Below are 24,642 nucleotides of genomic sequence, written 5' to 3' on the forward strand. Positions count from 1 at the left end.
GTGCATGTGCGTGGCATGTGCGTGCGCAGCGCGAGTGGACAGCGTTGCAACGCACCAGTGCCAGGCAGGGCGATGACTGCTCCGGCGATGCGTTGCGCGCATCCCCGATGGCTGTCGTTCCTCAATGAACGCAGCGGTGGACGCGAAGATAAGCGGCGCACCACGATGGGCCAAGCCAATCACCCTTCGCCGGCGCACGCTGCGGCCTACCCGGCGCCGCAGCGCAAACCGCTGGTGCGCGCTGCCGCGATCTCGTATTTTTGACGGCTTGTTCACTTGCCGGTGCCGTGCCCCATGTCCGATCCGTCCGCGCCCGATCATCTGCAACGCAGTCTCTCCAATCGCCACCTGCAGCTGATCGCCATCGGTGGCGCGATCGGCACCGGGCTGTTCATGGGCTCGGGCAAGACGATCAGCCTGGCTGGCCCGTCGATCCTGTTCGTCTATCTGATCATCGGCGCGATGCTGTTCTTCGTGATGCGCGCGATGGGCGAGCTGCTGCTGTCCAACCTGGAGTACAAGTCCTTCATCGACTTCTCCACCGACCTGCTCGGGCCGTGGGCCGGGTTCTTCTGCGGGTGGACGTACTGGTTCTGCTGGATCATCACCGCCATCGCCGACGTCATCGCGATTGCCGCCTATGCGCAGTTCTGGTTTCCCGGCTTGGCGCCGTGGATCCCGGCCATCCTGTGCGTGCTATTGCTGCTGAGCCTGAACCTGGTGACGGTCAGGTTGTTCGGCGAGATGGAGTTCTGGTTCGCGCTGATCAAGATCATCGCCATCTGCGCCTTGATCCTCACCGGCGCCGGGCTGGTGGCCTGGGGCTTCCGTTCGCCGTCGGGCAATGTGGCCTCGCTGTCGAACTTGTGGAATGACGGCGGCATGTTCCCGATGGGCATTGGCGGCTTCTTTGCCGGGTTCCAGATCGCGGTGTTCGCCTTCGTCGGCATCGAGCTGGTCGGCACCACCGCCGCAGAAACTGCCGACCCGCGCCGCAACCTGCCCAAGGCGATCAACTCGATCCCGGTGCGCATTTTGATTTTCTACGTGCTGGCGCTGATCGCGATCATGGCGGTGACGCCGTGGCGGCAGGTGGTGGCCGACAAGAGCCCGTTCGTGGAGCTGTTCGTGCTGGCCGGCGTGCCGGCGGCCGCGAGCCTGATCAACTTCGTGGTGCTGACCTCGGCCACCTCGTCGGCCAACAGCGGCATCTTCTCCACCAGCCGCATGCTCTACGGCCTGGCCGAGGAGCAGCATGCGCCCAAGGGCTTTGCCAAGCTCTCGCGTGCAGCGGTGCCGGCACGTGGCCTGCTGTTCTCCTGCCTATGCCTGTTGCTGGGCGCGATGCTGGTGTACCTGATCCCCAACCTGGTCACTGCGTTCACGCTGGTCACCACGTTGTCGGCGGTGCTCTTCATGTTCGTGTGGTCGCTGATCCTGTGCGCCTACATCGCGTACCGGCGCAAGCGGCCCGAGCAGCATGCGGCCTCGGCGTTCAAGATGCCCGGTGGCGTATTGATGTGCTACGTGTGCCTGGCATTCTTCGCCTTCGTCATCGTGCTGCTGACCTTGCAGGCCGACACACGCCAGGCCTTGCTGGCCAGCCCGGTGTGGTTCCTGATCCTGGCGATCGGTTATGCGGTGAAGCGGCAGCAGACGCGCAGCGGCTGAGCGCGCGTATCAGCAAAGACATCCAACGAAGACCTCATCAAGGCCCCGCACCGCGGGGCCTTGACGTTTGTGGCTGCACGGCGCTGCGATAAAGGCCACTGGCAGCTAAGCGCGTTTTACGCGCGACGTTGACGCGGATCGGGTGGAACGGGATGCTCGCCGCCATCCATTGCCACGGCCCATCGCATGATCACGACGCACCCGATTGCCGGAACGCAGCACACGCAAGGTTGCTGGGTCGACCTGTGCCAGGCCAGCGCGCAGGAACTGGCGCAGGCCGCAGACAAGGTGGGCTTTGCGCTGCCGGATCGCGCGGCCATCGGCGAGATCGAATTCTCCAGCCGGGTGCGGCGCCAGGGCGAGGTGCTGTTTCTCAACGTGCCGCGCTTTCAGGATGACGATGGCCCGACTGCGCCGCTGGGCTTTGCGTTGTCGCCGACCATGCTGGTGACCCTGCGCGAGCAGCACATGGGTTCGCTGGATGCGGTGGCCGCGCGTCTTGCGCATGAGCCCTGCCATAGTGCCGACGATCTGCTGCTGCGCATCTTCGACCAGTTGGTGGGGCGCCTGGCAGACCGGCTGGAATCACTGGAAGCCGAGGTCACCGACACCACCCGGCAGGTGTTCGACAACCCGCACAAAACCAAGGACCTGGAGCGCATGCTGCATCAGGTCGGGGGCATGGGCCGGCGTCTGGGCGGGCTGCACAATGCCGGGCAAGGCCTGCTGCGCCTGGTCACCTATCTGGATGGCGCCGCACCGGACTGGTTCGGTGCCGATGCGGCCAAACGCATCGGCTTGCTGCACAAGGACCTGACCACCTTGAGCGAGTTCCAGCAGCACATGGACGACCGCATCGAGTTCCTGCTCGACAGCGTGCTGGGCATGATCAACATGGACCAGAACAACGTGATGAAGGTGATGGCGGTGGCGTCGGTGGTCGGCATTCCGCCCACCGTGCTGGTCGGCATCTGGGGCATGAACTTCGCCTACATGCCCGAGCTCAAGTGGCACGACGCGTATTACTGGGCGTTGGGCGTGATCGTGCTGAGCATGCTGGTGCCGTTGGCATGGTTCCGCAAGCGCGGCTGGGTGTGATGCATCAGAGCCGGAAACCCGTAGGAGCGCACCAGGGCGCGATGCGGCGTTACCGGGAAGGCCCTCGCGCCCGGGGGCGCTCCTACGAGGTGCCGTCAGCGCAAACATCCGTTGCCTACGGTTGCGTGACTACGCAATGCCAGGCTAGGGCAGCTCGGTAGCCGCGCAGCGCGCGGCAGACTGCAGGAAACCCGTAGGAGCGCCCCTGGGCGCGATGCGGCGTTACCGGGAAGGCCCTCGCGCCCAGGGGCGCTCCTACAGAGTGCCGTCAACGCAATCATCTGTTGCCTACGGTGGCGTGACTACGCAATGCCAGGCTAGGGCAGCCCGGTAGCTGTGCAGCGCGCGGCAGACTGCAGGAAACCCCGTAGGAGCGCACCAGGGCGCGATGCGGCGTTACCGGGAAGGCCCTCGCGCCCGGGGGCGCTCCTACGAGGTGCCGTCAACGCAATCATCCTTTGCCTACGGTGGCGTGACCGCCGGTGGCGTGACTACGCAATGCCAGGCTAGGGCAGCGCGGTAGCTGTGCAGCGCGCGGCAGACTGCAGGAAACCCCGTAGGAGCGCACCTGGGCGCGATGCGGCATTACCGGGACGACGCGGCTTTACCGGGAACTCCCTCGCGCCCAGGGGCGCTCCTACAGGGTGGGCTGGGATGCGCAGCTGTCACTGCGCACTGCGCCGTGACTGGAAAACTGCCCCGCTGCGTAGCGTGCAACCAGGCGATGCGCATTGTTGATTGCTGCCGGGCGGCCTGGATCAGCCCTTGGCCTGGAAGCTGGCCTCTTCATACGGCTGCACCACCACCCAGCCTTCGCCGGCAAAGCGCATCTGCAGGCTTTCGCCCGAGCCGCGGCCGAACAGCGTGCCGATCGACACGTCGGTGACCAACTCCGGGGACAGCGCGCCCGACCAGGCCACGGTGGCATTGGGGTCGGTGAACACCGGGCCGCTGGCGGCGGTGACCGGCAGGGTCAGCGGCTCGTAGTGCGAAGTGATCGCCACGATGCCGTGGCCGCTCAGGCGCACGTTGAACAGGCCGCCGGACAGCATGCCGGCCACCTTACGCATCATCGTGATCTTGTGCTCGACGCCGGATTCGAACGCCAGCACGTCGTTGCCGTTGACGAAGATCGCTTCGCCATTCAAACGCAGCAAGGTCACCAGCTTGCCGAGGTCGGCCAGATATACCCGGCCCTGACCTTCGGCCTTCATCAACTGCATGCCTTCGCCGCTGACCGCCTTCTTCAGCAGATTGCCCAGACCCTGTTCCAGCAGCCCCTCGCGGGTGAACTTGACGTTGCCGGTGCGCGCGACCATGGCGCCGGCCTTGGACCACACCATGCCGTCGAGGCGCACTTCCAGCAGGTGCGGGTTTTCCAGTTCGAACGGATCGGGGCTGACGTCCTTTTCCTTGGAATGGGCGAGAAATTCGTTGAGCGTGCGTACGGCCATGGGTCCGTCCTGGAGGGTGAAAGAGTGCGCATGATACGCGGCAGGCCTGTGCGCCAGTAGCACGCGCAAGCGCACGTGGGCAGTGGGTGCCGGCGTTGTGGTAGTAGCGCAGTGCGTCTTGTGCTTCACGCACCACTGCCCGCCAGTCGCTGCAACCCGCAAGAAGCGCTTAAAGTGCGAGTCCTCCGACACCCGCGACCGGCATGACAAAACGATACGCGCTATGGATCTGCGCAGTTCTTCTGGCAGGCGCGGCGGCCTTGCTGGCGAGCTGGTGGTCTGCGCCGGCACCCGATGCGCTGCCGCAAGCACAAGGTCCCACGGCGACGCCGCTGGGCTGGAAGGCGCAGTTGCAGTGGGTGGCCGGCAGCGGTGTGCGTGGCGCAGTGGATGGCCGTGCTGCCGATGCACGGTTTGCCGATCCCTACGGACTGGCGATCGGTCCGCACGGCGCGCTATACATCGCCGATGGCGGCGACAACAACCGCATTCGCAGGCTGCTCGACAACGGCAGCGTGCAGACTGTGGCCGGTGGGCAGGAAGGATTCGGCGACGGCGTTGACGCGGCGGCGGAATTCAATACGCCATCGGGTATCGCCTTCGATACGGCCGGCAATCTCTACATCGCCGACACCGGCAACCATGCGATCCGCAAACGCACGCCACAAGGCGTGGTGACCACGCTCGCTGGCGATGGCAGTGCCGGTTTTCGCGACGGTGCCGCTGCGCAGGCACGCTTCAATGGCCCGATCGGCGTGGCGGTGGATGCAGAAGGGCGCGTGTATGTCGCCGATACCTACAACGATCGCATCCGCGTGATCGCGCCAGATGGGCAGGTAAGCACCCTGGCCGGCGGCGCCTTGCCGGGCATGGCCGATGGTGTTGGCGATCAGGCGCGCTTCGATACGCCGACCGACCTCAAGGTGGATGCGCACGGTGTGGTGTGGGTGGCCGACATGCGTAACGACGCGATTCGCCGCATTGCACCGGATGGCAGCGTCAGCACCTTGATCGGTGGCGATCCTGCCGACCTCAGCCCGCTGTTGCATCGCCCGATGACTCTTGCGCTCACCCACGACGGCGTGCTGTACGTGGGCGATGCAAGCGGGCGCGTGCTGCAGGTGACGCGTGCCGGGCATGTGGTGACAATGAGCGGCGAGGACGTGATGCAACGCATGTCGCGCCCGGCGGGGATCGCGGTGGATGCGCAAGGTGCGGTGTATGTCAGCGATGCCGGCAGCGCACGCGTGCATCGGCTGGTGCCGGCCACTGCGGCGAACGCGAACGCCGCGCCCGTAGTCGGGCCGGCTGCCACGCAGCCGTTGCCCGTCACCCAGGGCCGCTGGCCGTTGCAGCCGCAGGCCGGGTGGCATGAGGTGGTCGGCACGCTTGGCGAGGTGCGTGGCAACTACCAGGGTCTCAGCCGCGATCATCTGCATGCGGGCCTGGATATCCGTGGCGATGTCGGCCAAACCGTGTACGCCATTGCCGATGCCAAAGTTTCCAGCCCGTACCCGACCTGGGGGGTGGGGTAATTGGGCGAATGGTTCGCACTGGACACGATCGGCTACACCCATATGCGCGTGGGCCGCACCGCACAAGGGATGCCGCTGGATCCGCAGCGCTTCCATTTGGTGACGGATATGGATGGCAAGCCCGATCGCATGCGTGTGCTGCGCGGCACGCGTTTCCGTGCCGGAGATGCGCTGGGTACGCTCAATGGCATGGCGCATGTGCATCTGACCGCAGGTGCCAACGGCTTCGAACGCAATGCGGTGCAAATGGGCTTTGTCGGTTATGCCGACCATGTAGCGCCGCATATTGACCGGGTGAGTCTGCTCGACTCAGCTGGCCAAGCCCTGCCGATGACCAGCGGCAGGGTTAACGTACCGCTCGGGACTGCGGTGCAGATCGTGGTGGAGGCCTGGGACCAGGTGGATCGCAATCTGCCGCGTCGTCGCCTGGGGCTGTATGCGCTGGGGTATCAGGTGTTGGATGCGCAAGGCGTGCCGCTGGCCGGCGAAGCGGAGCCACGCATGATGATCGTGTTCGATCGCATGCCGGCCGATCCGGCTGCGGTGCTCACCGCTTACGCGCCCGACAGCGGCATCACCGTGCATGGCAGCGCGGTGACGCGCTTCCGCTATCTGGTCACCAACATGGTGCGTGATGGTCGCATCGGCAATGGGCAGTGGCAGGCCGGCGCGCTGCCGCCGGGCGACTACGTACTCCGCATAACCGCGCGTGATTACAGCGGCAATGAGGCCGTCGCCAATCGGGATCTACGCGTGCGGGTGGAATGACGCGTACAGCGTTGCGTTGATGATGACATAGCGTATCGGTGACGCATGCGGGGTGCAGGCACCGGTGCATTACCTCGCTGCGATCGAGATTCGATCCACAGACTCACGCCCAGCACTCGGCTGCATCGCACGCTCCGTTACGAAGGCGCGTCGCAAAACGCAGTGCCAACTCGCCTGCACCGTGCTTCTGAGATCAGCGTCGGATTCGTGGCATTGCTAGCCGGGCTAGATTGCTCCTATAGAAAACGTCTTTACGTTGTTCAAGGAGTGGGGCGATGCGCGTTGTTGGTGGCAGTCGAATGGAAAGTAGCTGGTCTGGAATGTCGCTGCGTGGTGGCGCGATCGCGTCGCTGTTGGCGCTGGCCACTGCTGCCACTGGCTTGTATAGCGCACCCGCGCAAGCGGCAGTGGGGCCGGGTGTGGTCAGCGGCGACACCATCGTGCACGATCCGTCGATGCTCAAGCTGAGCGATGGGCGTTACTACATCTATGCCACCACCGGCGTGGTCACCAGTACCGACCGCACCAAGTTCAGCAATGCGGGCGCGATCTTCAGCAGCATGCCGAGCTGGGTGCGCAGCTACAACCCGGACAACCAGCTATGGGCGCCGGATGTGTCCTTCCACGGTGGCAAGTATCTGATGTATTACACCGCCTCCAAGTTCGCCACCAACACCTCGGCGATTGCGCTTGCCAGCAGCAGCACCGGCAAGCCTGGCTCGTGGAAGGATCAAGGTATCGTCTACACCTCCAAGAGCAGCGACGACTACAACGCCATCGACGGCAATCTGGTGGTGGATGGCAATGGCAAATGGTGGTTGGCGTTTGGCTCGTTCTGGTCGGGGATCAAGCTGATCCAACTCGATCCCGGCACCGGCAAGCAGCTGTCCGGCAACACGACGCGCTACAGCCTGGCGAGCCGGCCGTCCCCGGGCGCGGTGGAGGCGCCTTTCATCCAGCAGGCCAATGGCTGGTACTACCTGTTCGTGTCGTTCGATGCGTGCTGCAAGGGCGCCAGCAGCACCTACAAGATTGCGGTGGGGCGTGCGCGCTCGGTGACCGGGCCGTACCTGGATCGCGCCGGTGTGGACATGCGCAACGGCGGCGGCACGGTGATCCAGTCCGGGTTGGGCAGCATGCATGGGCCGGGCGGGCAATCGGTGTTCCGCGATGGCGACGGCGACATCCTGGTCTACCACTACTACGACGACCGCGGCGACGCGCGCCTGGGCATCAACCGGCTGGGTTACGACGGCAGTGCATGGCCGGTGGTGCAGTAGCAGCAACCAATCGAACACGCTGCTGCGCGCTGCACTGGCGCAGCGATCAGACGATGGGGGTGCAGCGATCCGCCGGTGTTGCCGACTGCCAGAGCCGCGAGGCAGCCAGCGCTGCCGAGCAGTGCCCGGCAGCCGCTGGCGCACACTCAGCGCGTGGCCGCTTCGGGCTTGCGCACGCGTTTGACCGGCGCCGGCTTGGTCGCGGTGTCCGGATACAGGTTCAACAGCATCAAGGTGACGCCGTTGGTCCAGCCGAAGCCATCCTGTAGCGCGTATTCGCCGCCGCCACCGCCGGCGGCATCGGCTTCCAGGCCGTATTTTTCGACCAGCTTGTGCTCGCGCGCGAACAGCGCCTGCACCTGGGTGAGGAAGCGCTCGCCGATGGTGCGCGCCAGCGCGTCTTCGCCGTAACGGCGCAGGCCGTCCACCGCCACCCATTGCAGCGGTGCCCAGCCATTGGGCTCGTCCCACTGCTGGCCGGTCTTCACTGCGGTGGTGGCCAGGCCACCGGGGCGCAGCAGGCGCGCACGCACGGTGCTGGCGGTGCGTTTGGCATGCGCGTCGGTCGCCAGGCCGGTGAACAGCGGATACAGCGCCGCGGCGGTGACCTGGTCGCTGAGCTTGCGGGTCTGCCAGTCGTAGTCGGCGTAGTAACCGGCCGCATTCCACAGGTGCGCATCGATGGCCTGCTTGCGGCGCAGTGCCAGCGCCGCGTAGTCCTGCGTGCACTCGGCACCCGGCTGCGCACAGGCCTGGGCCAGGGTGCGCTCCAGGTGATACAGCAGGCTGTTCAGGTCGATCGGCACGATGGCGGTGGTGCGGATGGTGCGCAGGTTCTGTCCATCGGCCAGCCAGCGGCTGGTGTAGTCCCAGCCGCTCTCGGCACCGGCGCGAAGGTCGCGGTAGACCTCGGCGGCCGGGCGGTCGCCGGCCTCGGCGGCGGTGCGGGTGTCGTGCAGCCAGGCTTCCGGGCGCGGGGTGTCGCGCTCGTCCCAGTAGCGGTTGAGCAGGCTGCCGTCGGCCAGACGCACCACATGGCGCGCGGCCTGGCCGGGCTGCAGGTCTTCGCTGCCCTGCATCCAGTAGGCGTATTCCTTCTGCAGCTGCGGCAGGTAGCGCTGGTAGACCGCTTCGCCTTCCACGCCGGCCTGCAGTTCCACCATGTAGGAGAAGAACGGCGGCTGCGAGCGGCTCAGGTAGTAGCTGCGATTGCCGTTGGGGATATGCCCGTAGGTGTCGATCAGGTAGGCGAAGTTGTCCAGCATCTGGCGGCTGAGCGTGGTCTCGCCGCTCTTCACCAGGCCGAGCATGGTGAAGTAGGAATCCCAGTAATACACCTCGCGGAAGCGCCCGCCCGGCACCACGTAAGGATGCGGCAGCGCCAGCAGGCTGCTGTATGGCGGCACGTGGGTCTGGCTGCGCACCAGCTTGGGCCACAGCTCGTCGATGTGTTCGCGCAGCGCGGTGTCCTGGCGGATCGCGTCGGTCTGCACCGGCGGCGACTCTTCGAAATTGGCGTCCACGAACTTGCGCAGGTCAAAGCCGGGGTGATCGTGCTGCGCCAGATAGTCGGCGTTGATCAGCGCCGGGTCGCGCAGCGGCAGGAAGTCGACGAAGTGCTTCTGGTCGTCGAACAGCTCGCCGCTCTGCACCGCCTGGAACAGCTCCGGGTAGGCCAGGTCGGGCGTGGGCGGTGTGGCCGCCGGTGCGTTGACGACCGGAGTGTCCATGGGCGCGGCGGTCAGCGTGCAGGGCGCCACGAACATGCTCAGCGACAGGCCAAGCAGCGACGTGCAGCACGGGGGCGCGGCAGAACTCATGGCATCTCCAGAACGGGCAGTGACGTGCGGCATGGTAAACGACCGAAGTGGCGGGCGGGGCCGGACGACGGTGTCGGCAGGCCGACAGGCTTCGCACGGAGACGACTGGATTCAGCAAGGTGATCCGACGCGGTGCTGCAGGTGGTTGCGCGGGTTGCGTTGCCGATTCAGGCCTATCGGCCCGGATCGAGGCAGCTTGAGCCACGTGCGGACCGCGTCGGATTGCCGACATCGCTGCAAGATGCGCGCCACAGCCCGCGGCGGGCGGCACGTGGCGAACGGCGGGCGGCACTGCCAGTGCACGGCGGCCGGCGCGCGCGGGGACTGGCCGGCGGCAGCTCGGCCTTGCTCGCCTGACCGATTGCAGCGGCGTGGACGCACCGGCGGCACGCCGAACAAAGCCAGGCGGCTTGCTGTCCTTATGCGTCAGCCTTGGCGCGGCAGAGCGGTCTGCAACAAACGCTGCAGCTGCAGCGCGTTGGGCACCGCCAGCCCGGCGGCAGTGTTGTCGAAGATCACCCAGCATTCTGCCTGCGGATGCGTCGCGTCCTGCGCTGCGTTGAGCACCGCGTCGGCCAGTGTCTGCAGCGCACTGTCGTCGTAGCTGCTGTAGTAGATGCGCGGTGCGCCATGCCAGCGCCAGTACTGCGGGCCGGCTGTCGCACCCGGTGTGGCGGCGTCCGGCACCGGCGCCGGATCGGCGGCGCAGCGTGCGATGCGGTGGCGTGCCAGCAGCGCCTGTGCCTGCGGGAGAAACCAGCTGGCATGGCGCGGTTCGCAGACCACGCCGCCGTCCCAGCGCCGCCGCAGCATGGCGAAAAACCTGGCCGCCACCGGCGCATCGAACACAGCGCTGGGCGGCAGTTGCAGCAGCAAGCAGCCCAGTCGCGTACCCAGTGCACCGGCTTGGGCGAGGAAGGCATCCAGCAATGCACCAGTACCCTGCAGGCGTGCATCGTGGCTGATGCTGCGCGGCAGCTTGACCGAAAAGCGGAAATCCTCCGGCACGCTATCGGCCCAGCGTGCGTAGGTACTGGCACGGTGCGGACGATGGAACGAGGAGTTGATCTCCACTGCATCAAAACGTGTGGCATAGCGCTGCAGGACGCTGGCACCATCGCCGAATGCGGCGCGGTCGGCGGCCGGGATCGACCAGCCTGCGCAGCCACAGCGCACGCGCGGCACGGCGATGGATGAACGAGCCTTCATGAGGTGTACGCAAGAGGGGTGGGCAGCAATGCATGCGCGCATGTCAGCGTTGCGTGTGCACTGCGCTCACGGCCGACTCACCGACGACTTCGATACTGGGCGCATGCCAGAAGGTCCTTCCCTTGTCATCCTGCGCGAGCAGACCAAAGCATTTGTCGGTCGCAAGATCCTGCGCGTGTCCGGCAACAGCAAGCAGGACATCGCGCGGCTGGAGCAGCAAAAGGTGCTGGCGTTACGCAGCTGGGGCAAGCACTTCCTGATCGAGTGCGCGCAGTTCAGCGTGCGCATCCACTTTCTGTTGTTCGGCAGTTATCGCATCGACGAGGACAAGCCGAATGCGGTGCCGCGTCTGCGCCTGGAGTTTTCCAAAGGTCAGCGGTTGAATTTTTACGCCTGCTCGGTGCAGTTCATCGAGCGCCCGCTGGATGAGGTCTACGACTGGACGGCGGATGTCATGAACCCGCTCTGGGATGGCGCGCAGGCACGGCGCAAGTTGCGCGCCGCACCCGGCATGTTGGCCGCCGATGCATTGCTGGACCAGACCATCTTTGCCGGCGTCGGCAACATCATCAAGAACGAAGTGCTGCATCGCATACGTGTGCATCCGGAAAGCACGGTGGGCGCATTGCCGGCGCGCAAGCTCGGCGAGCTGGTTACCCAGGCGCGCGACTATAGCTTCGACTTCTACACCTGGAAAAAGGCCTTCGTGCTGAAAAAGCATTATCAGGTGCATACCAAAACCAGCTGCCCGCGCGACGGCGCGCCGCTGCAGTATCGAAAGCACCTGGGCAAGGCCGGGCGGCGGGCGTTTTTCTGCGAGGTCTGCCAGCGGCTGTACCGCTCGGAGGATGGCTGAGGTACCTGCGCATCCTGGGCAGCCGGCATCAACCGCTGTAGGGCGACCGAGCGCCGGCATGGCACGCAGGATTCATACCGCCGGGGCAGGGGAAGCGCCTGTCGGCAAGCAGCGGGCGTCGGCCGCCACGCTCGCTAATGTGAATGGCGGCTGGCGCCTGCGGCCCAGACAACGAATTTCAAACGCGCGTAAACGCCACGCCCGCTAGATTTGCGCGTCCTGCACCGGGTTCACGGTGCGGCGTGCGCATCTCTCATCTTATCGGTCTCCCGCATTGTGATTACCCGCAGGAAGGAAACGCTTGTCCCGCATGTCGCCGCTGTCGCATGCACGGGCGCCATGCTGTTCTTTCTTGCCTGTCTGTTGCTGTATATGCCGCCACCGCGCGACACGGTGCGACACGACGACAGTTTGCAGGTGTATTTCGTGCCGCGGCCGCAGTTGACGCTGCCAGCGCCGGTGACACCGCCGCAGCAGCGCGATTCCACACCGCGCGCGGCGCCGGCCGCGGCCTCATCCGCGCGCAGTGCGCCACCGCCGACACGTACCCCACCGCCGCAGCGGCAGGTGGCCGCCGCCAACGCGCCCGCTGGCGAATCGATGGCGGCCCAGCTCTACACCCGCGAAGGCCGCTTGCGCATGCCGCGCGATGCGCAGGTCGACCCGATGGCGCAGGCCGGCGCCGCGGTGCCGCCGGGCATGGCCGACGAACGCGCGCAGGCCAAGGCGCGCAACGTGATGGAACGGGTCAATCCGGTGCAGTACCAGGACACGCGCTTTGCCAAGGACTGGAAGAGCGACGGCACGCTGGGCGATGTGGCGATGCAGGAAATGAATCGCGGCATGAAGAAGTTCAACGACATGCTCAACGGGCCGCAGACGCAGGTGGCGAAGGCGCGACCACCGCCGGATGTGCGCTTCAACCCCGCGCTGGCGGGCAATCAGGCCGAGGTGGGCAGCGAGGCGACCGGCGATGCCTATAAGGCCGCGCCGATCGCGCACGAGACGCCGCCCGATCTCAAGGGCGAAGCCAGCCGCCGCATCCGCGAGGCGCTGGCCGCGCTGGAACAGCGCAGCGCGCGTTGCGATGCGTCCAAGCGCAAATCCCTGTTGTCGCCAGTGCGCACGCACCTGGGCGATCTGGAGCGTGCCGAGCACGCCTTGAACAACGGCGCCGACCCGGTGATGGCCGCACAGATGCTGCCGCGCCAGGCCGACAGCGCCTACGATCTGGCCCGCCGCGCGCTGTGGTACGCGGACCGCCAGTTGAAGCAGTGTGCGATCGGGTGAGTGGTGCAGTGAATGCGTTTGGGTGCAGCTGACCAGCAGTGGCGGGCAACCCCTCTCTAAAACTGTCTCGATGGCGGCAACGTACCGGCCACATTTGCAGCGTTGACGCGTGACGGCGAGTGAGCCGGATGCGCGGTGCCCTCACCGCTTGCGGGACACGCCGTGAAACCGTCCGTGGAGGCTCCTCGGCGGCATCCATGCCGCCAAGGGTCCCGCAACCGGCAAGGACACCGCATTAGAAAGTTGGTCGGCGGCCAGGTGAAAACCTGATTGTTGCTCGGCTTGCGATGGTGAAGATTTTTGGCCGCACGACGATCCGAACAACGCGGATCAAGCACTGCTCTTACCGTGCACACCGACCATCCCGACTGGTCCTTGTCCGCCTACCGTCGCGGGACCTTACGCGGCATGGATGCAGCGTAAGAGCCTACAAGGACGTACTTGCGGCGTGTCCTGCGATGGTGGGTGGGCAAGGGCCCTGCAGCCAAACCTGGCGTTGGCAACTGATCGGATGCGCCGTCATCCAGACGCCGCGTCATGCCCTGCTTGTAACCATGCGCACCGACCATTTCGACTGGTCCTTGCCTGCCCACCGTCGCGGGACCTTACGCGGCATGGATGCCGCGTAAGAGCCTACACGGACGTACTTGCGGCGTGTCCCGCGATGGTGGGCGGGCAAGGGCCCTGCAGCCAAGCCGCAGATCCGCAGCTCTGCACCCGACTCACCCACACCGCTCAATCACCTGGTCGCCGCGCGAAGTGGAAGTGGACGAGCGGCGCTGCGCGCCATCTTCTCCCGGTGGGAAAAGGGAAGCGTCCCGACAGGACTTGAAGAAGTAAGGCAGTCTTCGTCAGATATCGCGAATAGACTCCCCTCCGGCCGGGGCGAGAAGGCGCGGCTTTCGCAGCAAGGGCGCGTGTGCCCTGGAGCGCCCGCGACGCAAGCGCGGCTGGAGGCGCGCAGCGGGAGTTGTGAGGGCAGGTCTATGAAACGGCGGATCAGCCGGCAGCCGGTACTGTCGCCCCGCGCTACATCAGGCGCTGAGCCCGTCCTGCGCCAGACTCTGCCGATAGCGGTCTTTCTCGACACTCAGCGCGACTTCCGCGCGCAGGAACACCTGCCCGATCGGCTCGTCGCCACGGGTTGCTTGCGCTTGGCCGATCAGCACCGTCAGCCCGTGCGCATGCTGCTGCTGGGCGATATCGCGCAAGCGCTGCAGCTTCTGTTCGGCATTGGGATCGCGCAGTACGGCGATGAATTCGGCGCTGTCGGTCACGCGGTCCACACTGTCGCCGTTGGCTTGCGCCTGCGCGGCCAGGGCCTGGTCGAGCTGTTGCAAGGCGCGGCCCAGGAGCCGCTCGCTCTGTTTTTCGGCCAGCGCAGCCAGTTCCTGTACTTCCAGGATCACCAGGTAATAGCCGGTGTCGGCGGCCGCCGGGGCGGCAACCGGTGCCACCGGCTGCAGGATCGCCTCGCGCTCAAGCTGCAACTCGCGCTTGCGCTCGTCCAGCAGGCGCATGGTGACGCGTGCCAATGCCTGCAGCCCGGTGCGTTGAATGTCGGTGAGCGTGCGCGGCTCGGTGTCGAGCACGCAGACGGTGCCCAACGCCACGCCATCGGAGGTAACCAGCGGCATGCCGGCATAGAAGCGCGCGCCGGTCTCGCCGGTGACCACAGAGACATCGGCAAAGCGGCTGTCCTGGGTGAGGTCGCGCACTTCCATCAATTGCTCGGGGCTGCGGATGGCGTGATCGCACACGGCCTGGCTGCGGTCGGTCTGCTGCATGCCCAGGCCGAGCTGGGCCTTGAACCATTGGCGGTCGCGATCGACCAGCGACATCAGTGCGATTGGTGTGTTGCACAGCGAGGCCGCCACCTGCACCACGTCCTGGTAGGTGTCCTCGGGCAGGCTGTCGACGATGCGATAGCCGTCCAGGACCTGTTGGCGGGAGGCTTCGTCAGCCAGGGGCATTTGCTTCATCGAATAAGCCAGGCAAGCGCGAGCGAGAAAGATGTAACGATACCGGCACCGCCGATAACGCGGCGTGGATTTGCCATGCGCCCGAGCACGGCCTGCAGGGCGGATTCAGATCCGCATCCCCGCCGCGCTGCGCAGGCTAGGGGACATGCAACCGGCGGACTGAAGCGCCGGCGCGAGATTTCAAACCCGAGTGCGATGCCTGCGCATTGCACGCAGGAACCGGGGACTCATACGCACACGCACCATTGCGTACCGCGCATATGGAAACGGCGCGGCTCGAAAGCCGCGCCGTCGGTGTGCGACTGACCAGCCTCAGCGCTTGACCGGCTTGCCGTCCACGTCCAGCACCTGCACCTCACCCAGCTTGAGCGCACGCACCGGGGCTTCGATCTTCTTCAGGTCGCCCACGATCACCCAGGTCATCGCGTTGGGCGCGATGATTTCCTTGATGGCCTTCTGCGCGGCCGGTTGGTCGATCGCTTCCAGGCGCGGCTTGAGCGTCTGCACGTAATCATCGGGGCGGTCGAACTGCACGATGCCTTCGATCGCACCCAGCACCGCGCCGGTGGTTTCGAAGCTGCCGGGCAGGGCGCGGATGCGCTGGTTCTTGATCTTCTCGATCTCGTCGGTGGTCAGCGGCTTGTCGCCGATGATCGCGGTGGCTTCCTTGAGGATCTCGTTGGCCGACTCGGCGGTCTTGTCGGTCTGCACCGGCGCGGAGAACATGTACGGCCGCTGGCCCTGCGCATCCAGCATGCGGGTGCCGGCGCCGTAGGCCCAGCGCTTGTTCTCGCGCAGGTTCATGTTCAGGCGCGAGGTGAAGGTGCCGCCGAAGGCGCCATTGGCCACGCCGATCGCCAGGTTGTCCGGCGCCTTGGTGGACGGTGCGAGCAGGCCAGCCAGAATCACCGACTGCGGCGCATCCGGGCGGTTGATCAGGTACACGCGCGGCTTGGGCTGCGCGGCGACCTGGACCAGGTTCTTCTTCGGCAACGGCGTGGCAGGTGCCTTCCAGTCACCGAAGGCGGCATCGAGCTGCGGGATGATCTGCGCCAGCGTGGTGTCGCCGGCCACCAGGATGCGCAGGTTGTCCGGACGCAGCCACTGGCGGTGGAAGGCCTGCAGGTCCTGGGCGTTGAGGCTCTTGATCGTCGCCTCGGTGCCGCTGCCGGTGAGCGGGATGCCGTAGGGGTGGTTCTGGCCGAACAGCAACGGCGGCAGCGCACGCAGCGCCAGGCTGTTGGGCTGGGTCTTTTCCTGCGCAATGCCGGCCAGCCACTGGCCGCGGATGCGCTCGATGTCGGCAGCCTTGAAGGCCGGGTTGCGCACGATGTCGGAGAACAGCTGCAGCGACGGCTGCAGCTGGTCGTTGAGCGCATCCAGCGAGGCGCTGCAGCTGTCCAGATCGCAGCCGACTGCCGTGATCGCGCCCAGGCGCTGGCGACGCTGCGCCACTTCCACCGAATCCAGCGCGGCGGTGCTCTCGTTCATCAGCGCGGCGCTGAAGCTGGCGGTCCCGAGCTTGTTGCCCTGGTCGGCCGCATACCCGGCATCGAACAGCAGTTCCACCTGGGTGACCGGGATGGTGTGGCGCTCGGCCAGGATCACCTCGACGCCGTTCTTCAACTTGCCGCGCTGCAGCTGCGGGAAGCTCAGGTCGGGGAACTGGCTGGTCTGCGGCACGCCCTTGCTGCGGTCCAGCGTGGAGGCGGTGGTTTTGTACTTGCCGGCGGCCGGCAGCCTGGGCGCCGGCTTGCCGGGTTCTTCGCCACGTGCGACCACTGCCTTGTCTTCGGCGGCGGGGTCGAAATCCTTGCCGGCCGGCAACACGGTGAGCAGATAGTCGCCCTTGCCGAACCAGGTGGCGGCGGTCTGCTTGACGCTGTCCACGGTGGCGGCCTGGCCGCGCTGCAGATCCTGCTTGTAGGCGCCCGGGTCGCCGCGGTAGACCTGGCCCTCGGCCAGGATCACCGCCTTGCCACCGAAGCCGCCGACCTTTTCCAGCCCGCGCACGAAGCCGGCGCGGTAGGCCACCTGCGCGCGCTGCAGCTCGTCGGCGGTCGGGCCCTGGGCGATGAACTTCTTGAGCTCCTCGTCGATGATCGCCTCGACCTTGGCCGGGTCCACGCCGTCCTTCACGTCGGCCTGGATCTGCACCTGGCTGGACAGCGCGAACGGCTGGATCGCTGCTGATACGTCATCGACCAGATTGTCCTGGTAGACCAGGCGCTGATACAGCCGCGAGGTCTTGCCGCCGCCGAGCACGGTGGTGGCCAGGTCCAGCTGGATCGCCGCATCGCTGCCCAGCTGCGGCGCAGCCCAGGTGCGGTAGATGCGCGGCTGCGAGACGTGGTCGTGCTGCACGCCACGCTTCTGCGCGGCCAGCGGGGTCACCCACGGCTGCTGGCGCGCCACCGGCTTGCCGGACGGGATGTCGCCGAAATACTGCAGCGCCTTGGCACGCGCCTGCGCCACAGTGATGTCGCCGGCCAGCACCAGGGTGGTGTTGGCGGCGCCATAGTTGTCGTTGAACCACTGTTTGACGTCGGCCAGCGAGGCCGCGTCCAGATCCTCCATCGAGCCGATGGTGTCGTGTTGGTACGGGTGGTTGGCCGGGAACAGGTTGGACAGGATGTTCTGGTCCACGCGGCCGTAGGGGCGGTTCTCGCCCTGGCGCTTCTCGTTCTGCACCACGCCGCGCTGGGTGTCGAGTTCTTCCTGGCCGATCGCGCCGAGCAGGTGGCCCATGCGGTCCGATTCCAGCCACAGCGCGGTGTCCAGCGCAGTGGTCGGCACGGTCTCGAAATAGTTGGTGCGGTCGAACCAGGTGGTGCCGTTCATGTCGGTGGTGCCGACCTTTTCCAGCGGCGCGAAGAAGCTGCCCTTGTTGTTCTCCGAGCCGGAGAACATCAGGTGCTCGAACAGGTGCGCAAAGCCGGTCTTGCCGGCCGGCTCGTCGCCGGAACCGATGTGGTACCAGATGCTCACCGCCACCACCGGCGCCTTGTGGTCCTCGTGCACCACCACGGTCAGGCCGTTGGGCAGGGTGAAGCGGGTGTAGCCGATTTCGGGAATAGCACTGCTGGCCGCGGGCTTGGACAGGCTGGCCGGGGCGGCAGCGACGGCGGGAGCAACGGTACCGGCAGCGACGCCGAGCACACCGGCGATCAACAGGGACAGCGGACGCAGCATGTGACACTCCAGAACAGGACAATCGGCCGAGGGTAGTGGCTGCCTGTCGGCGTCGCAAATGCTGTCCGGCAGGGGGGCAGGTGCGGCTGCCGGCAGGACGGCGCGCGACGGGACGCCCGGGCCGGCGCTGGTCAGGGCGCAGCAACCGCAACATGTCCCCCCAGCGCGTCGCAAGTGGTTCCCATCCGGCACGGGCGTGACGGCGTGGCGGGTACAGATGGCCGGTGTGCATCACGCCCGGTGGGACGATCGATTGCGCAGGCCCGGCACGTGCCCGGTCGTGTTTGGCGCCTTCCAACATCCCGATGCCGGCAGATCGGGGGGCGGGCTCGGCACCGGCACGCTGACCATCAGCAAGCAGGCCCGGCCGCACGCACTCAAGTTGATCATCGCCTCGCCGTTACCTGGGGCGACCTACCTTGCCCAGACGTTGCCCGCCGATCACGCCATGACCCTCCTGTTGCCGCCCGTGCCGATTCCTGCCGACGACGCCCTGCGTGTGGAGGCGGTGCGTCGGTTGGGGGTGCTGGATACCGAGCCGGAGGCCGAATTCGACGACATCGCCTGGCTGGCCGCCAACATTACCGGCGCCCCGATGGCGCTGGTGTCGCTGCTGGACGCCGACCGCCAGTGGTTCAAGGCGCGTTGCGGCACCGATCTGGAAGGCACCCCGCGCAGCGCGTCGTTCTGCTCGTATGCGGTGATGGGGACCGAGCTGCTGGAGATCCCCGACGCCGAGGCCGACCCGCGCTTTGCGCTCAACCCGCTGGTCACTGCCGCGCCGGGCATCCGCTCGTATGTGGGCGTGCCGCTGGTCGGCCGCGAAGGCTATGCCTACGGCACCTTGTGCACGCTCAGCACCCGCTCGCGCGTGCTCGACGAGAACCAGAAGCAAGGCCTGATCCGTCTGGCGCGCCAGGCTGTCAGTCAACTGGAGGCGCGTCGCGACCGGCTGGCCGCGCAAGCGCAGCGGCAGACCCTGAGCCGCTTGCTGGAGGCCATGCCCGACGGCGTGGTGTCCTGCGACAGCGACGGGCTGCTGCATGAATTCAACCACGCCGCCCGGCAATGGCACGGCACCGATCCGCGCCTGTTGCCGCCGACGCAATGGGCGCAGCACTTCGATCTCTACAACGCCGACGGCAGTGCGCTGCTGCCCACCGAGGCCATCCCGCTGGTGCGCGCCTGGGCCGGCGAGCATGTGCGCAATGCCGAGATGGTGATCCGCGCCACCGGCCAGCCGGCACGCAGCGTGCTGTGCAATGCAGACCCGGTGGTCAGCGATCAGGGCGCGGCATTGGGCGCGGTATGCGTGATGCACGACATCACCCAGCTGCGCGATGCCTCGGCTGCGCTGGCAGGCGAGCGCGCACGCCTGCAGTCGCTGGTCGACGCGTCGCAGGATGTGGCGATCATCGCGTTCGATCCGAACGGGCGCATCAAATTGTTCAATCCCGGCGCCGAGCGCCTGCTCGGCTACACGGCGGACGAGGTGCTGGGCAGCTGCCCGGCGCAGTTCCATCTGCCGGCCGAGCTGGAGCGGCACATGGCCACGCTGGCGTTGTCGCCGCCGTCGTATCTCAAGCTGGCCGCCGCTGCCGCAGGCGACCTGCTCGAAGAAGAACTCTGGACCCTGGTGCGCAAGGACGGCGGGCTGCGGCGCGTACGGCTGTGCTTCAACATCATCCACGACGCGCAGCAGGGGGTGTCCGGCTACCTGGCAATGGCCATCGACGTCACCGCCGAGCTGCAGGCGCAGGCCGCCGCGCAGCTGGCGGCCGAGCACTTCCGCGGTGCATTCGAAACCGCCCCGCAGGGCATGGCGATCGTCTCGCTGGATGGCGACTGGCGCGACGTCAACCCGTCGCTGTGCAGCATCCTGGGATATCCGCGCGAGCAGCTGTTGCGCACCACTTTCCAGACCATCACTCATCCGGACGATCTGGACATGGACCTGCGCCTGGTGCAGGAACTGATCGACGGCAAACGCGACAGTTACAGCCTGGCCAAGCGCTACATCAGCCAGCAGGGTGCGGTGATCTGGGCGCAGCTGTCGGTGTCGCTGGTGCGCGACAGCAGCGGCGCGCCGGTGCATTTCGTCTCGCAGATCCAGGACGTCACCGAACGCCATGTCGCCGCCGAACGCCTGGCCGAAAGCGAAGCGCGGCTGCGCGCGATCAGCGACGCCACCCCCACCCTGGTGGGGCACTACGATGCCGCGCAGCGCTGCCTGTTCGCCAACCAGGCGCATCGCGACTGGCTCGGCGTAGAGCCGGCCAGTCTGGTCGGCTGCGCGATCACCCAGGTGCTGGGCGAGGACCTCGGTGCGGAGGCGCGCGCTGCGCTGGAGCAGGTGAGCGCCGGGCAGCGGGCCCACTTCGAACACGTTCTGCGTGGTGGCGCGACACCGCGCGATGTGGAAATCACCCTGGTGCCGGAAATGCAGGGCACGGCGACGCAGGCGCAGGGATTCTTCCTGATGGCGCAGGATGTCACCGCGCACAAGACCCTGCATCGGCTGATGCATGAGCGCGCGACCCGCGACGCTTTGACCGGCCTGCCCAATCGCCACGCCTGGTCCGAGGCGCTGCAGGTTGCGGTGACCCAGGCGCAACAGCAGCAGTGTGCGGTCGCGGTGATGTTCCTGGATCTGGACGGCTTCAAACGCATCAACGACGTCCACGGCCACCGCGCCGGCGACGCGGTACTGGTCGCCTTCGGCCGCTGCCTGCAGCAGGCGGCCGAAGGCCGCTATCTGGTGGCACGCCTGGCCGGCGACGAATTCGTGGTGTTGCTGGACAACCTGCAGGATCCGCAGACCGAATGCGCAGCCGTGGCAGACCGGATTCGCGCCGCATCGGCAGCGGGTGCGGTGTTCGGTGAGCAACATCTGCCAATCCGGTCCAGCATCGGCGTCGCCTGGCAACACGGCCAGCAGGCCGACGCCGCCAGCCTGATGCACGCGGCAGACGAAGCGATGTACGCCGTCAAACGCGCCCGCCACGGCAACGACACCGCCGGCCGCGACGCCACGCGCTGACGCAGCGCATGCAGCAACACGCCCTTCTCCCAACAGGAGAAGGCACCCGCAGGGCAAGCGAGGCTACGACTTACCCATAACCCCGCGTCAATCAGAGCACTCCCTTCTCCCACCGGGAGAAGGTGCCCGCAGGGCGGATGAGGGTGCGTCCTACCCATAAAACCGCGTCAATCGCATCGATGATGGTCACCACCCGCGATGTTGAGACCCATTATCTCGGTCGTCTGGAGAGGTGATGCAGGGAATGGATGCATCGATTGCAGAGCGATGATCTGCGGCTCGGCTGCAAGGCCCTTGCCCACCCACCCTCGCAGGACACGCCGCAAGTACGTCCTTGTAGGCTCTTACGCGGCATCCATGCCGCGTAAGGTCCCGCGACGGTAGGCGGGCAAGGACCCATCGAGATGGTCGGTGCGCATGACACAAGCGATGTGCTGTAAGCACTGTTCGGATAATTGCGCGTCGGGTCATGTTCCCAGCGCAAGTTGGCGAGCTTTTCAAGAAAGCAGCCGACCAACTCTCTGGCGCGGTGTCCTTGCCGATTGCGGGACCCTTGGCGGCATGGATGCCGCCAAGGAGCCTCCATGGACGGATTCACGGCGTGTCCCGCGAGCGGTGAGGGCATCGCGCGTTCGACTCACCGAGCGTTTGACTTGGCATCGAATCACGCCTCAACGGGGCGAAATCTTGGTGGCTCTATGCGTTGCGCTTCGACCGACTTGCAATACGAATAGCTCAGTTGCAGAGCGACGGATCTGTGACTTCGCTGCAAGGCCCTTGCCCGCACACCATCGCAGGACAAGCCGCAAGTACGTCCTTGTAGGCTCTTTCGCGGCATCCATGCCGCGTAAGGTCCCGCGACGGTGGGCGGGCAAGGACCCATCGAGATGGTCGGTGTGCATGGTTGCGAGCCGTGTGCCTTGCACGGTTGTCCGATGAACTGCGGTCTGATCAGCCTCTTTTGATCCGATGACGCGCTTGTTCTGATGCAGATGCGGCTTCAGGGCATCCTTCCCCGGACCGCCGCTTCGCGCCCCCAGCCCGCATTTGCGCCACGCGCGCCAGTGGTGCGTAAGCGGTGTCTTCTCGCCCCGCAGATAGAGGGGCTCCGCATCCATCAAGCCGCCTGCACCACCGAACGCCGTTGCGTCAGGGCAGTCTGCTGGGGTACCAACCGGAACACTGCCACTGCGCGGGTCAGATCCGCCGCCTGGTCTTCCATGCTGCGTGCCGCAGCGGTGGCTTCTTCCACCAGCGCTGCGTTCTGCTGGGTCATTTCGTCCAGCTGCATCACCGTGGTGCTGACCTGCTCGATACCGGCGCTTTGCTCGGTGCTGGCGGCGGTGATCTCGGCCATGATGTCGGTCACCCGCTGCACCGAGCTGACCACCTCGGTCATCGTGCTGCCGGCCTGTTGCACCAGGTCCGAGCCCTGCGCCACTTTTTCCACCGAATCGGAGATCAGCTGCTTGATCTCTTTGGCCGCGCCGGCCGAACGCTGTGCCAGCGCGCGCACTTCGGTGGCCACCACCGCAAATCCGCGGCCCTGCTCGCCGGCGCGTGCCGCTTCCACCGCCGCGTTCAAGGCCAGGATGTTGGTTTGGAACGCAATGCCGTCGATCACTCCGATGATGTCGGAAATCCGCGCCGACGATTGCGTGATTGCCTGCATGGTGCTGACCACTTCCTGCACCACGCGGCCGCCGCTTTCGGCCACTTCGCCGGTGCCCTTGACCAGTTGATTGGCCTGGCGCGCGTTGTCGGCGTTCTGACGCACGGTGGAGGTGAGTTCTTCCATCGAGGCGGCGGTTTCTTCCAGGTTCGCCGCCTGGTGCTCGGTGCGTGTGGACAGGTCGGCATTGCCGCTGGCGATCTCGCCGGCGGCGGTGTTGATCATCTCGGCCGAGTGCTGGATGCCCTGCACGATGGTGGTCAGCTGGATCGCCGTGCGGTTGGCCGCATTGGCCAGGCGGCCGAATGCGCCCTCGTAATGCGATTCCACCCGCTGCGACAGATCGCCATCGGCAATCGCGGCCATGATGCGGCCGACATCGTCCAGGCCTGCATCGGCCTGCTGCATCAGGCGGTTCAATGCCTGCACCATTTCGGCGAATGCGAACTGGTAGCGCGCCTGCTCGCCACGTGCGGAGAAATCGCCGCGTGCGGCCGCATCGGCCAGGCGCGCGATATCGCTGTTGATCGCCGACAGGTTGCTCTTCACCGTGTCCAGCGCTTCGTGCAGCGCCGCGCGCTGGCCAGGCAGGCGACGCATGTCGCGGCGCAGATCGCCGCGGCCGTACTCGCCCATCAGGTCCATCGCCTCGTTGATGGCATCCAGATGCTCGAACACCACCGTGTTCACGCCATGCGCCAGGGTGCCGTAATCGCCGGGGAAATCCTCCGGAATGCGGTGCGCGATGTTCTCGCCCTGCTGCAGGCGGATCATGGTCTGCATTTCGCCGTTGAAGCGCTGCAACTGGGTCTGCATCTGCTGCATGCTGTGCATCAGCTGGCCGGTTTCGTCGCGCGATTCAACCCGGATATCGTTGTCGAAGCGGCCCGAGGCGATCGCCTCTGCAGTGCGCGATGCTGCCCGCAGCGGTGCCGCCATCGCCGAGGCGATCAACCAGCACAGGCCGATCACCATCGCCACCAAGGCGCCGCCGATCAAGGTCAAGGTGCGGGTGAAGCCCCAGGCCTGCACCTGGATGTCCTCGGCGTACACGCCCATCACCAATACCCAGTTCCAGGCCGGAAAGGTCTTGGCATAGCTGATCTTGGGCAGCTGCTCCTGCTTGCCCGGCTTGGGCGCGTTGTAATAACTGAAGCCGTTGCCGCGCTCGATCGCCGTCTTGATGTCGCGATAGACGTACTGCCCGGCATCGCTCTTGTAGTCGCTCATGTCGGTGCCGACGGCGCGCTTGGGATGCATCAGGATGCGCATCTGCGGGTCGACGATGAAGAAGTAATCCACCCCGTCGTTGGTGCGCATGTCGGCCAGCGTGGTGCGCGCAGCTTCCTTGGCCTGTTCGACCGTCAGCTCGCCGGCCTTGGCCTTGTCTGCGTAGTGCTGCATCACGGTCAGGCCCATCTCCACCTCGGTCTTGACGCTGAGCTTGCGCGCCTCGATCAGGTCCAGGTATTGCAGGCGGGCCGCGGCCACTGCCAGCAGGATCACGCCCACCGTCAGCAAGCTGCACAACAGGACGAACTTGCGAGTGAGCGGGAGATTGGCAACGTGACGACGCAACAGGGAGACAACAGGCATGGGACGGCATCCAGAACGCGCGCAGGGCGCTATGTCATGAATAGCGGCTGATTCACATGCGGGTTGAATGCTAATTGCGGCAGCGTCCGCTTGCGACGGATGCAATGTAGGAGCGCCCCCGGGCGCGATGGGGCGTTATCGATAACGCTTCATCGCGCCCGGGGGCGCTCCTACGAGGT

14 protein-coding genes are annotated in these 24,642 nt (G+C 66.2%); 8 read left to right on the plus strand and 6 right to left on the minus strand.

The window, feature by feature from the left end; genetic code table 11:
- Positions 1–294 precede the first annotated feature (294 nt).
- The gene (gene cycA, locus KHN93_RS03445; protein WP_039523314.1) at positions 295–1,671 is read left to right on the plus strand and encodes a D-serine/D-alanine/glycine transporter; all 1,377 of its coding nucleotides are present in this window, start codon (positions 295–297) and stop codon (positions 1,669–1,671) included.
- Between the two features lie 186 nt (positions 1,672–1,857).
- Entirely contained in the window at positions 1,858–2,769 is a 912-nt protein-coding gene (locus tag KHN93_RS03450; protein WP_039523317.1) for a CorA family divalent cation transporter, read from the plus strand.
- Between the two features lie 758 nt (positions 2,770–3,527).
- Here KHN93_RS03450 and KHN93_RS03455 read toward each other — a convergent pair.
- Positions 3,528–4,223 carry an AIM24 family protein gene (locus KHN93_RS03455; protein WP_104561784.1) on the minus strand — a complete coding sequence of 232 codons (696 nt, stop codon included), beginning with the start codon at positions 4,221–4,223 and terminating at the stop codon, positions 3,528–3,530.
- Positions 4,224–4,426: 203 nt separating this feature from the next.
- Here KHN93_RS03455 and KHN93_RS21525 point away from each other — a divergent pair, with 203 nt between their 5' ends.
- The 3 genes from KHN93_RS21525 (at position 4,427) to KHN93_RS03465 (ending at position 7,806) form a co-directional block, all read left to right on the plus strand.
- The gene (locus tag KHN93_RS21525; RefSeq protein WP_244812201.1) at positions 4,427–5,758 is read left to right on the plus strand and encodes an NHL repeat-containing protein; all 1,332 of its coding nucleotides are present in this window, start codon (positions 4,427–4,429) and stop codon (positions 5,756–5,758) included.
- Positions 5,759–6,526 (plus strand): hypothetical protein, encoded by a 768-nt coding sequence (locus KHN93_RS21530; protein WP_244812260.1) that lies wholly within the window; start codon positions 5,759–5,761, stop codon positions 6,524–6,526.
- 320 nt (positions 6,527–6,846) lie between these two features.
- On the plus strand, positions 6,847–7,806 hold the full coding sequence (locus KHN93_RS03465; protein WP_039531025.1) for an arabinan endo-1,5-alpha-L-arabinosidase: 960 nt from the start codon (positions 6,847–6,849) through the stop codon (positions 7,804–7,806).
- 146 nt (positions 7,807–7,952) lie between these two features.
- On the opposite strand, the gene treA is transcribed toward KHN93_RS03465, so the two are convergent.
- Both treA and KHN93_RS03475 read right to left on the minus strand, forming a co-directional pair.
- Positions 7,953–9,626, minus strand: a complete 1,674-nt coding sequence (gene treA, locus KHN93_RS03470; protein WP_102583366.1) for an alpha,alpha-trehalase TreA — start codon at positions 9,624–9,626, stop codon at positions 7,953–7,955.
- A gap of 426 nt (positions 9,627–10,052) precedes the next feature.
- Positions 10,053–10,835 carry a DUF72 domain-containing protein gene (locus KHN93_RS03475; protein WP_211922025.1) on the minus strand — a complete coding sequence of 261 codons (783 nt, stop codon included), beginning with the start codon at positions 10,833–10,835 and terminating at the stop codon, positions 10,053–10,055.
- A 103-nt stretch (positions 10,836–10,938) separates the two neighbouring features.
- Between KHN93_RS03475 and KHN93_RS03480 the strand changes: the two genes are divergently transcribed.
- Entirely contained in the window at positions 10,939–11,691 is a 753-nt protein-coding gene (locus KHN93_RS03480; RefSeq protein ID WP_212579143.1) for a DNA-formamidopyrimidine glycosylase family protein, read from the plus strand.
- 276 nt (positions 11,692–11,967) lie between these two features.
- Entirely contained in the window at positions 11,968–12,981 is a 1,014-nt protein-coding gene (locus KHN93_RS03485) for a hypothetical protein (RefSeq protein ID WP_212579144.1), read from the plus strand.
- A gap of 1,034 nt (positions 12,982–14,015) precedes the next feature.
- On the opposite strand, the gene KHN93_RS03490 is transcribed toward KHN93_RS03485, so the two are convergent.
- Both KHN93_RS03490 and KHN93_RS03495 read right to left on the minus strand, forming a co-directional pair.
- A complete protein-coding gene (locus tag KHN93_RS03490; RefSeq protein ID WP_024937799.1) occupies positions 14,016–14,963 on the minus strand; it encodes a GAF domain-containing protein in 948 nt (315 codons plus the stop codon).
- A gap of 312 nt (positions 14,964–15,275) precedes the next feature.
- Positions 15,276–18,155 carry a M16 family metallopeptidase gene (locus KHN93_RS03495; protein WP_212579145.1) on the minus strand — a complete coding sequence of 960 codons (2,880 nt, stop codon included), beginning with the start codon at positions 18,153–18,155 and terminating at the stop codon, positions 15,276–15,278.
- A 343-nt stretch (positions 18,156–18,498) separates the two neighbouring features.
- On the opposite strand from KHN93_RS03495, the gene KHN93_RS03500 reads away from it, so the two are divergent.
- Entirely contained in the window at positions 18,499–21,195 is a 2,697-nt protein-coding gene (locus KHN93_RS03500) for a PAS domain S-box protein (RefSeq protein WP_244812241.1), read from the plus strand.
- Between the two features lie 1,117 nt (positions 21,196–22,312).
- Here the strand turns inward: KHN93_RS03500 and KHN93_RS03505 are convergent.
- On the minus strand, positions 22,313–24,445 hold the full coding sequence (locus tag KHN93_RS03505) for a methyl-accepting chemotaxis protein (protein ID WP_181142003.1): 2,133 nt from the start codon (positions 24,443–24,445) through the stop codon (positions 22,313–22,315).
- Between the last annotated feature and the right edge of the window lie 197 nt (positions 24,446–24,642).

Source organism: Xanthomonas arboricola pv. juglandis, from assembly GCF_905367715.1.
Classification (GTDB): Bacteria; Pseudomonadota; Gammaproteobacteria; order Xanthomonadales; family Xanthomonadaceae; genus Xanthomonas; species Xanthomonas arboricola.

Bases quoted from the DNA above. Each gene is read 5' to 3' on its own strand.
- cycA (WP_039523314.1), top strand. From the start codon at position 295: ATGTCCGATCCGTCCGCGCCCGATCATCTGCAACGCAGTCTCTCCAAT.
- KHN93_RS03450 (WP_039523317.1), top strand. From the start codon at position 1,858: ATGATCACGACGCACCCGATTGCCGGAACGCAGCACACGCAAGGTTGC.
- KHN93_RS03455 (WP_104561784.1), bottom strand. From the start codon at position 4,223: ATGGCCGTACGCACGCTCAACGAATTTCTCGCCCATTCCAAGGAAAAG.
- KHN93_RS21525 (WP_244812201.1), top strand. From the start codon at position 4,427: ATGACAAAACGATACGCGCTATGGATCTGCGCAGTTCTTCTGGCAGGC.
- KHN93_RS03465 (WP_039531025.1), top strand. From the start codon at position 6,847: ATGTCGCTGCGTGGTGGCGCGATCGCGTCGCTGTTGGCGCTGGCCACT.
- treA (WP_102583366.1), bottom strand. From the start codon at position 9,626: ATGAGTTCTGCCGCGCCCCCGTGCTGCACGTCGCTGCTTGGCCTGTCG.
- KHN93_RS03475 (WP_211922025.1), bottom strand. From the start codon at position 10,835: ATGAAGGCTCGTTCATCCATCGCCGTGCCGCGCGTGCGCTGTGGCTGC.
- KHN93_RS03480 (WP_212579143.1), top strand. From the start codon at position 10,939: ATGCCAGAAGGTCCTTCCCTTGTCATCCTGCGCGAGCAGACCAAAGCA.
- KHN93_RS03490 (WP_024937799.1), bottom strand. From the start codon at position 14,963: ATGAAGCAAATGCCCCTGGCTGACGAAGCCTCCCGCCAACAGGTCCTG.
- KHN93_RS03495 (WP_212579145.1), bottom strand. From the start codon at position 18,155: ATGCTGCGTCCGCTGTCCCTGTTGATCGCCGGTGTGCTCGGCGTCGCT.